We start from the raw sequence: 7,854 nt of genomic DNA on the forward strand, positions 1-7,854 counted from the left end.
ATACTGTCTAGAATGTCACGGTAGATGCGCGGCTGCGCAAATTCGGTACTTTCGCAAAATAGGGCATAGTTGGGGTACATACGTTCACACAGACACGCCATAAAGGTAATCTGTTTCCAAGGCTCTAACTTCTCTAGGCGAAGCTGAAGAGGATTTTGTAGCATAGTGGCTCACTGATTGCGAAAGACAATATTGATTAAGAAAAAACCTGCACGTCATTGACGGGCAAGATGAGAACAGACACAGTTTACTGGATAACCGATAAGGAAAAAAGCAAGGCGATGAACAATTTCCCTCACGCTCTCTATCTTCTGACTGAGCACAACGAGCGCTATCAGGCGCTACTCAGTGAGTTGGATTTACCGGATCTCACGTTCACGCAAGACAAAGCCGAAGCGACGATCTTGCTGGCCGCGCCGCCGATGGCGGCTAAAGCCATGGATCAATTTCCCAAAATAGAGTGGATTCAATCTATCTATGCCGGTGTCGATGCGCTGGTGCCGCACTTGCAAGACTTTGAAGGTGTGCTGACTAACGTGAAGGGCATATTTGGTCAGCAGATTTCAGAGTATGTGCTCGGTTATGTGATTGCCCACCAGCGTCATTTTGCCCACTATCAAAGCGAGCAGCAAAAAGCGCAATGGACGCCCAAGCCCTACACCTCTTTAAATGAATTCAATATGGTCATTCTCGGCACCGGCTCGATTGGTACACACCTCGCCCAAAGTGCCAAGGCACTGGGCATGCGCGTCTCTGGCGTGAATCGCAGCGGGATCCCGAGCAAGCACTCACCATTCGATGCGCTCTACCATGTGCAAGAGCTAGCGACTGCGCTGGCGGACGCGAAGGTGGTGGTCAACACCCTGCCCAACACGCCGGACACTCAGCATATTCTCAACCATCAGACCTTAAGCCACTTAAGCCAAGCCTTGCTGTTTAACGTTGGCCGAGGCGCGGCGTTAGATGAACATGCGTTGATTGAAGCCATTGAGCAAGGCTGCGTGCAGCATGCGTTTTTGGATGTATTTGAGCAAGAACCACTGCATGGCGAGCACCCATTTTGGTCCCACCCTCATATCACCGTCACGCCACACATTGCTGCGCTGAGCTTTCCAGAGCAGGCGGCAGAGATATTTGCCGAAAACTACGCGAGATGGCGTGACGGGTTTCGTTTGCTGCATGTGGTAGAGCCAAAGCGAGGTTACTGATGCTGGATTCACTACTGAGCGAGATTCGCGCCTGTCGCCACTGCGAGGCGCACCTGCCGCTGGGCGCCAATCCGGTGATCCAAGCCCATCAGGATGCCAAGCTAATGATTATCGGCCAAGCGCCAGGTACACGTGTTCATCACAGCTCCATTCCATGGAATGACCCTAGTGGCGACCGGCTGCGAGAGTGGCTAGGTTTAGACAAGGCTCAATTCTACGACGCCAAGCACATTGCGATTATGCCGATGGGGTTGTGTTATCCCGGTAAAGGCCACTCTGGAGATCTGCCCCCGCGAAAAGAGTGCGCGCCAATGTGGCATCAAAAGGTGCTTGAGGCGCTGCCCAATATCGGTATGACACTGCTAATCGGCCAATACGCACAGCGCTACTACCTCTCAGACAACCCCCGCTCACTCACCGAGACAGTCAAACAGTGGCAAACTTGGGCGCCCCACACGCTCCCCCTGCCTCACCCTTCACCACGCAATACTTTATGGCTAAAGCGCAACCCGTGGTTTGAGGCGGAGGTAGTGCCTTATATTCGCCAGTATGTGCATGAGCATTTGTGCCTACCCAATGACAAGGTTCACTCAATCTGAACCAAACAAATCTCGCGTGTATACCTTCTCTTCCACATCCATCAGCGCTTCACAGCGTCGGTTCGAGACGATCACGTCGGCGCGTGATTTAAATGCGTCAAGATCATGAATGACGGGCGAATTGAAAAAGTGCGGCTCAGTAATGACCGGCTCATACACAATCACCTCAATCCCTCTGGCCTTCAAACGTTTCATGATCCCCTGTATCGATGACGAGCGAAAGTTGTCCGAACCGGACTTCATGATCAAACGATAAATCCCCACCACCTTGGGTTGACGCTTTAGGATCGCTTCCGCGATCACATCTTTGCGAGTTTTGTTCGCCGCCACAATCGCAGCGATCAAGTTGTTCGGCACGTCGCGGTAGTTCGCGAGCAACTGTTTGGTGTCTTTCGGTAAACAGTAACCGCCATAACCAAAGGATGGATTATTGTAGTGATGGCCGATACGTGGATCGAGCCCGACACCTTCAATGATTTGCTTGGTATCTAAGCCATGACTCTCGGCGTAAGAGTCCAATTCATTAAAGTACGCAACGCGCATCGCTAGGTAGGTATTAGAGAACAGCTTGACCGCTTCGGCCTCTGTCGAATCGGTAAACAATACCGGGATATCGGTCTTGATCGCCCCGTCGGTCAGTAACGCAGCAAACTGCTCGGCCCGCTCACTCTGCTCTCCCACAATAATACGAGAGGGATACAGGTTGTCATACAACGCTTTGCCTTCACGAAGAAACTCAGGCGAAAATAATATCTGATCACATTGGAAACGCGCTTTGACTTGCTCAGTATAGCCCACGGGGACTGTGGATTTGATCACCATGACCGCCGATGCGTTTAACGCCAGCACCTGCTGAATAACACTTTCAACAGAGTGCGTATCAAATGTATTGGTCACCGGATCATAGTCTGTCGGCGTAGCAATAATGACAAACTGGGCACCCTCTAGCGCTTCTTGCATGTCAGTGGTGGCTCGAAAATTGAGCGGTTTCTCGCGTAAAAACAGCTCTATTTCCGGATCTCGAATGGGGGATATACGGTCGTTGAGCTTATCGACTTTGCTTGCCACCACATCCACAGCCATCACTTGGTGATGCTGGGCCAAAAGCAGCGCGTTAGATAGCCCGACATACCCACACCCTATCACTGCAATCTTCATTGCGCGGTTCCTATTTCTCGTTAATACCCCATCTAGAAATAAAAGCCGCAGGTTGCAGTGAAAAGACACTCAGTTGACGATTTTACGACAAAAAAAAACGGAGGCCGAAGCCTCCGTATGATGCCTCGCTTGATGCGAGACACCTCTTTCAACCAGAAAGGTTGGGATGATTACATCATACCCATGCCACCCATTCCACCCATGCCGCCCATATCAGGCATTGCTGGTGCATCTTTAGCTGGTAGGTCGGTAACCATCGCTTCCGTAGTGATCATAAGACCTGCGACAGACGCTGCGAATTGAAGTGCAGAGCGAGTCACTTTCGTTGGGTCTAGGATACCCATCTCAATCATGTCACCGTATTCGCCAGTTGCCGCGTTGTAACCGTAGTTACCTTCGCCAGCGCGAACGTTGTTCGCTACAACAGACTCTTCATCACCGGCGTTCTTAGTGATTTGACGGATTGGCGCTTCCATCGCACGAAGTGCCACGCGGATACCAACGTTTTGCTCTTCGTTGTCACCTTCAAGGTTCGCCACTTTTGATGCTGCACGAATAAGAGCAACACCACCACCGGCAACCACGCCTTCTTCTACTGCAGCGCGAGTAGCGTGCAGCGCATCTTCAACGCGGTCTTTCTTCTCTTTCATTTCCACTTCTGTCGCTGCGCCCACTTTGATCACAGCCACACCGCCGGCAAGTTTCGCCACGCGCTCTTGAAGTTTTTCTTTGTCGTAGTCTGAGGTTGCGTCTTCGATTTGCTGACGAATCTGCGCCACGCGACCTTGGATCATCTCTTGCTCACCCACGCCATCGATGATGGTGGTGTTTTCTTTGGTGATGGTCACGCGCTTCGCTTGACCTAGGTCTTCTAGCGTTACTTTTTCTAGCTCTAGACCGATCTCTTCAGAGATGACCGTACCGCCAGTCAAAATCGCGATATCTTGCAGCATCGCTTTACGACGATCGCCAAAGCCTGGTGCTTTCACTGCCGCCACTTTCACGATACCGCGCATGTTGTTGACAACCAGTGTCGCCAGCGCTTCACCTTCGACATCTTCTGCAATGATAAGCAGAGGACGAGACGCTTTTGCTACCGCTTCTAGCGTTGGAAGAAGCTCGCGAATGTTAGAGACTTTCTTGTCGATCAGTAGGATGAATGGGCTTTCTAGATCAACCGAGCCCGCTTCTTGGTTGTTGATGAAGTAAGGCGATAGGTAGCCACGGTCAAACTGCATACCTTCTACCACATCGAGCTCATCTTGCAGTGCTTGACCTTCTTCTACTGTGATCACGCCATCACGGCCCACTTTTTCCATCGCTTCAGCAATGATGTTACCTACGGTTGCGTCAGAGTTGGCAGAAATCGTACCGACCTGTGCAATCGCTTTGGTGTCTGAACAAGGCACAGAGAGCGCTTTAAGCTCTTCTACAGCAGCGGTCACGGCTTTGTCGATGCCGCGCTTAAGATCCATTGGGTTCATACCCGCCGCTACCGCTTTTAGACCTTCGTTAACAATCGCTTGCGCCAATACAGTCGCGGTAGTCGTACCGTCACCTGCCGCGTCGTTTGCTTGAGACGCGACTTCTTTGACCATTTGTGCGCCCATGTTTTGGAACTTGTCTTCCAATTCAATTTCACGCGCAACAGAAACACCATCTTTGGTGATGGTTGGTGCACCGAACGATTTGTCCAGTACCACGTTGCGGCCTTTAGGGCCCAGCGTCACTTTTACTGCGTCAGCCAGAACGTTCACACCTTCTAGCATTTTAATGCGTGCATCGTTACCAAATTTTACGTCTTTAGCAGCCATCTTTATCTTCCTTTCTAAATTCGATTGATTTTGTTAGTTGGGATTCAGAATTGAATTACTCAACGTTTGCTATTACTCAACGATAGCCATGATGTCGTTTTCAGACATGATCAGAACTTCTTTACCGTCGACTTTTTCGGTTCTTGTGCCGTAGCCTTCAGCAAAAATCACCGTATCACCCACTTTAACGTCTAGAGGCTGAACTGAGCCATTTTCTAGAATGCGGCCTTTACCCACAGCGAGTACTACGCCACGAGTCGATTTTTCTGCCGCAGAACCAGTAAGAACGATGCCACCGGCTGACTTAGATTCAACTTCTTGGCGTTCTACGATAACTCGGTCGTGTAATGGACGAATGTTCATCGGTCGTCTCTCCTGATAATTTCCATTTAGGTTTGATAACGCCCTCAAAGCAGTCGCTCTGAGGCTTTAAAGTCTTGTGCTGACTATTTCAGTCGCGTGCTAACTATATGTGGGATGGTTTGGGTAAACCCAAGGGGGAGAGATGAAAAATTTGTGATCGAGGTTGAAGAAGTGGTGGGTTGCCCACGTTCGGACTTCTCATGGTTATGTTTTGGCGTTTACCGCTGCAACGACAAAATCAACAAAGGTCCGGTTTTTGAGTGACAAATTTTTGGAGCGATACAGCAGGTGTATCGGCTTAGCTTTAGGAACAGCATCTTGAAGGATCTCCATCAACTGGCCGGACTCAATTTCTGGCTCGACCAACAGCTTCGGCTGCAACAGAACACCACATCCTTGGATCGCCGCGAATTTCAATACGTCACCATTGTTTGAGGCAAGCCTAATGCGGCTTTGATCAAAGGTACTGGCGGGCAGGTTCATCACTTGTTGGCTTTCACCTTGGTGATAGTGAAAGCCCAAACAGCAGTGATGTCTGAGATCTTCCAATGATTGAATCCGTCCATGCGCGTTGAGATACGAAGGCGCGGCACAATAGGTCATCGGATAATCGCCTAGCTTTCTTGCAACCAGTGAAGAGTCCACCAGTTCACCTATGCGGATAATGACGTCGGCATCCGTTCGAAACGGGTCAATCAGGTTATTGTCGAGCAACATTTCTACATTGATATCAGGATGCTCAGAGAGAAAGTCGGCGACGATCGGCGCCAATACCGTCTTTCCATAGGTGACAGGACAATTCACTTTGACCGTACCACGGGGCCGATTGATCAGCGTATGAATCAAATTTTCGGCGTTGGCGATGTCTTCAATAATCCGATGACACTCTTGGTAGTAGAGTTTGCCCGCTTCGGTGAGTGACTGTTTTCGGGTGGTGCGATGAATCAATTGTGTCCCTAAACTTTGTTCTAGAAATCGAACATGTTTGCCGATCATGGTAGGAGACAAGTCGAAGTGATGCGCTGCGCTGCGAAAACTGCCCTGTTCAACCACGCAGGCAAAGACTTTCATACTGGTCAGCTTGTCCATTGCGCACCTATAGTTAATAAAGAATAAACTGACTCAAAGTTTATCAATTAGAACGCGTCAATTAAAGTTGACCTTGAACATCCAAAGCCAACAACACAGAGACCACTCATGAGCCAAACGATTTTTGTCACCGCTGAGCTGAGAATGAATGCTGACCAACCAAGAGCGACGGTTATCCAAGCCATCGAGCAATTTTGCCTTGATATGCAAAGTGAAGCCGGCTGCTTACAAGCAATGGCGACGTACGATGACAACATGCCACAACGAGTGATTTTGTGGGAACGTTATGAGAATCGTGCGGCTATTGAAGCCCATTTCACTATGGCCCATACCCGCGCATTTATCGCTTCGGAGATGACCGAGTTGGTTCAGGCTTTTGAAACACAACAAAATGGAGCGCAGGTATCATGAAATGGGGCATTCTTGGAACCAGTTTTATCTCTGGCGTGATGGCAGAAGCCATTAAACAGGATAGTCAAAGTGAACTGTACGCGGTAGCGGGGCGCTCTGAGAGCAATTTAGCAGCCTTTGCTAAGCAGTACGGGATTGCAAACACATTCACAGATTACGACGCGCTACTGAGTGATGAGCAAGTCGATATTATCTACATTGCCTTGCCGAACCATCTTCACCATGACTTTATTATTAAGGCGGCTCAACAAGGTAAAGCGATTTTGTGTGAGAAATCGCTTTCCATCGATATGGAAAAGACGAAACTGGCGCTACAAGCGGTCAAAGAGCATCAGGTGTTTTTCGCCGAAGGCTTGATGTACCTGCATCACCCTTTGATTCAAGAGCTGGTTACCATACTCAAATCCGGTGAGATTGGTGAACTGCGCTCGATTCATACCTCTTACATTGCCTCCATCGCCCAGTTCGTCAATCCAGACAGCAAAGGGGCGATATACAACCTTGGTTGCTACCCAATCTCGTTACTGTACCTGGTTGTGAAAACCCTGCTGGGAGAAGACGCTTTTGCGAATCGTTCTCTCAAGGCCATCAGCCGAAGAGGCGCCGACAACAACATCTGTGAAACCACATTGTTGATGAGTTTTGGCGACCACCACACCGCCACAGTACACACCGCTGAAGATCATGGTTTGAAGCATCACTTCACAATCCTTGGCAGTAAAGGCTGTATAACCATGGAAACTAACCCATGGCTTCCCGCTCAAGACAACCGAGTCAGTGTGGAAATCTATGAGGCCTCTAAGCGCGACGTGACGGTAACAGCAGAAGGCGACGCGTTCTTGTATCAAGTACGCCAGGTGCGCCGTGCCATAGAAGCCGGACAAAAAGAGCTGCTCAGCCCTTGTGCCAACTGGCAAGACTCCTACAACATTATGCAATTGTTGACGGAATGGGAGAGTCTTGGCGACGCTTGATCCGCCAAGCCCCCCTCTCTCCAAAACGGGTGACTCAAACACCCGCTCTCAGATCGGCGCAGAGTCGACGCAATGTCGCTCAGCGCCACGCATCAAATGGAATGACCTCTGCCTTTTGTTGGGGTTCAAGCAACGTATCGGTATCAAGCGCTTGCTGGAATTTGGTCATTTGCGTGACGAGCTCACGCATCAGGACAACATTGGTGTGATTGGGGTTTTTACAACGGCTGACTACGCG

General features: G+C 49.9%; 9 protein-coding genes and 1 pseudogene. 4 read left to right on the top strand and 6 right to left on the bottom strand.

The genetic code is table 11. The features are described 5' to 3' along the window. Nucleotides 1-164: DUF416 family protein (locus AC6R10_RS10445; RefSeq protein ID WP_500672202.1), on the bottom strand; the 164-nt coding region annotated here is incomplete at its 3' end. A gap of 117 nt (nt 165-281) precedes the next feature. On the opposite strand from AC6R10_RS10445, the gene AC6R10_RS10450 reads away from it, so the two are divergent. Both AC6R10_RS10450 and AC6R10_RS10455 read left to right on the top strand, forming a co-directional pair. After that, nucleotides 282-1,208: a D-2-hydroxyacid dehydrogenase gene (locus AC6R10_RS10450; RefSeq protein WP_500672197.1), complete on the top strand. Its 927-nt coding sequence runs from the start codon at nt 282-284 to the stop codon at nt 1,206-1,208. Then, nucleotides 1,208-1,807, top strand: a complete 600-nt coding sequence (locus tag AC6R10_RS10455) for a uracil-DNA glycosylase family protein (RefSeq protein ID WP_500672198.1) — start codon at nt 1,208-1,210, stop codon at nt 1,805-1,807. The genes AC6R10_RS10450 and AC6R10_RS10455 overlap by 1 nt, the downstream gene beginning before the upstream one ends. Here the strand turns inward: AC6R10_RS10455 and AC6R10_RS10460 are convergent. From AC6R10_RS10460 to AC6R10_RS10475, 4 genes are all read right to left on the bottom strand, one after another. Then, complete coding sequence (locus AC6R10_RS10460; protein WP_500672199.1) at nt 1,799-2,965, bottom strand: nucleotide sugar dehydrogenase; 1,167 nt, start codon at nt 2,963-2,965, stop codon at nt 1,799-1,801. The two genes, AC6R10_RS10455 and AC6R10_RS10460, sit on opposite strands and share 9 nt — an antisense overlap. Before the next feature lie 170 nt (nt 2,966-3,135). Beyond that, complete coding sequence (gene groL, locus AC6R10_RS10465) at nt 3,136-4,779, bottom strand: chaperonin GroEL (RefSeq protein WP_500672200.1); 1,644 nt, start codon at nt 4,777-4,779, stop codon at nt 3,136-3,138. A gap of 72 nt (nt 4,780-4,851) precedes the next feature. Continuing rightward, complete coding sequence (locus AC6R10_RS10470; protein WP_334554749.1) at nt 4,852-5,142, bottom strand: co-chaperone GroES; 291 nt, start codon at nt 5,140-5,142, stop codon at nt 4,852-4,854. A gap of 204 nt (nt 5,143-5,346) precedes the next feature. Further along, nucleotides 5,347-6,231 (bottom strand): LysR family transcriptional regulator, encoded by an 885-nt coding sequence (locus tag AC6R10_RS10475; protein ID WP_500634076.1) that lies wholly within the window; start codon nt 6,229-6,231, stop codon nt 5,347-5,349. Nucleotides 6,232-6,339: 108 nt separating this feature from the next. Between AC6R10_RS10475 and AC6R10_RS10480 the strand changes: the two genes are divergently transcribed. Together AC6R10_RS10480 and AC6R10_RS10485 are read left to right on the top strand one after the other, a co-directional pair. Beyond that, nucleotides 6,340-6,642 carry a putative quinol monooxygenase gene (locus AC6R10_RS10480; protein ID WP_487902810.1) on the top strand — a complete coding sequence of 101 codons (303 nt, stop codon included), beginning with the start codon at nt 6,340-6,342 and terminating at the stop codon, nt 6,640-6,642. Then, on the top strand, nt 6,639-7,616 hold the full coding sequence (locus AC6R10_RS10485; protein ID WP_500672201.1) for a Gfo/Idh/MocA family protein: 978 nt from the start codon (nt 6,639-6,641) through the stop codon (nt 7,614-7,616). Before AC6R10_RS10480 ends, AC6R10_RS10485 begins: the two co-directional genes overlap by 4 nt. Nucleotides 7,617-7,695: 79 nt before the next feature. Here the strand turns inward: AC6R10_RS10485 and AC6R10_RS10490 are convergent. Further along, a pseudogene (locus tag AC6R10_RS10490) lies at nt 7,696-7,854 on the bottom strand (DUF3135 domain-containing protein); the annotation flags it as partial.

The sequence above is a fragment of the Vibrio sp. R12-SG2-ISO1 genome (genome assembly GCF_059834045.1).

Excerpts from the sequence above, each read along its gene's own strand:
- AC6R10_RS10475 (WP_500634076.1), bottom strand. The coding sequence starts at position 6,231 with ATGGACAAGCTGACCAGTATGAAAGTCTTTGCCTGCGTGGTTGAACAG.
- AC6R10_RS10485 (WP_500672201.1), top strand. The coding sequence starts at position 6,639 with ATGAAATGGGGCATTCTTGGAACCAGTTTTATCTCTGGCGTGATGGCA.
- AC6R10_RS10480 (WP_487902810.1), top strand. The coding sequence starts at position 6,340 with ATGAGCCAAACGATTTTTGTCACCGCTGAGCTGAGAATGAATGCTGAC.
- groL (WP_500672200.1), bottom strand. The coding sequence starts at position 4,779 with ATGGCTGCTAAAGACGTAAAATTTGGTAACGATGCACGCATTAAAATG.
- AC6R10_RS10470 (WP_334554749.1), bottom strand. The coding sequence starts at position 5,142 with ATGAACATTCGTCCATTACACGACCGAGTTATCGTAGAACGCCAAGAA.
- AC6R10_RS10460 (WP_500672199.1), bottom strand. The coding sequence starts at position 2,965 with ATGAAGATTGCAGTGATAGGGTGTGGGTATGTCGGGCTATCTAACGCG.
- AC6R10_RS10455 (WP_500672198.1), top strand. The coding sequence starts at position 1,208 with ATGCTGGATTCACTACTGAGCGAGATTCGCGCCTGTCGCCACTGCGAG.
- AC6R10_RS10450 (WP_500672197.1), top strand. The coding sequence starts at position 282 with ATGAACAATTTCCCTCACGCTCTCTATCTTCTGACTGAGCACAACGAG.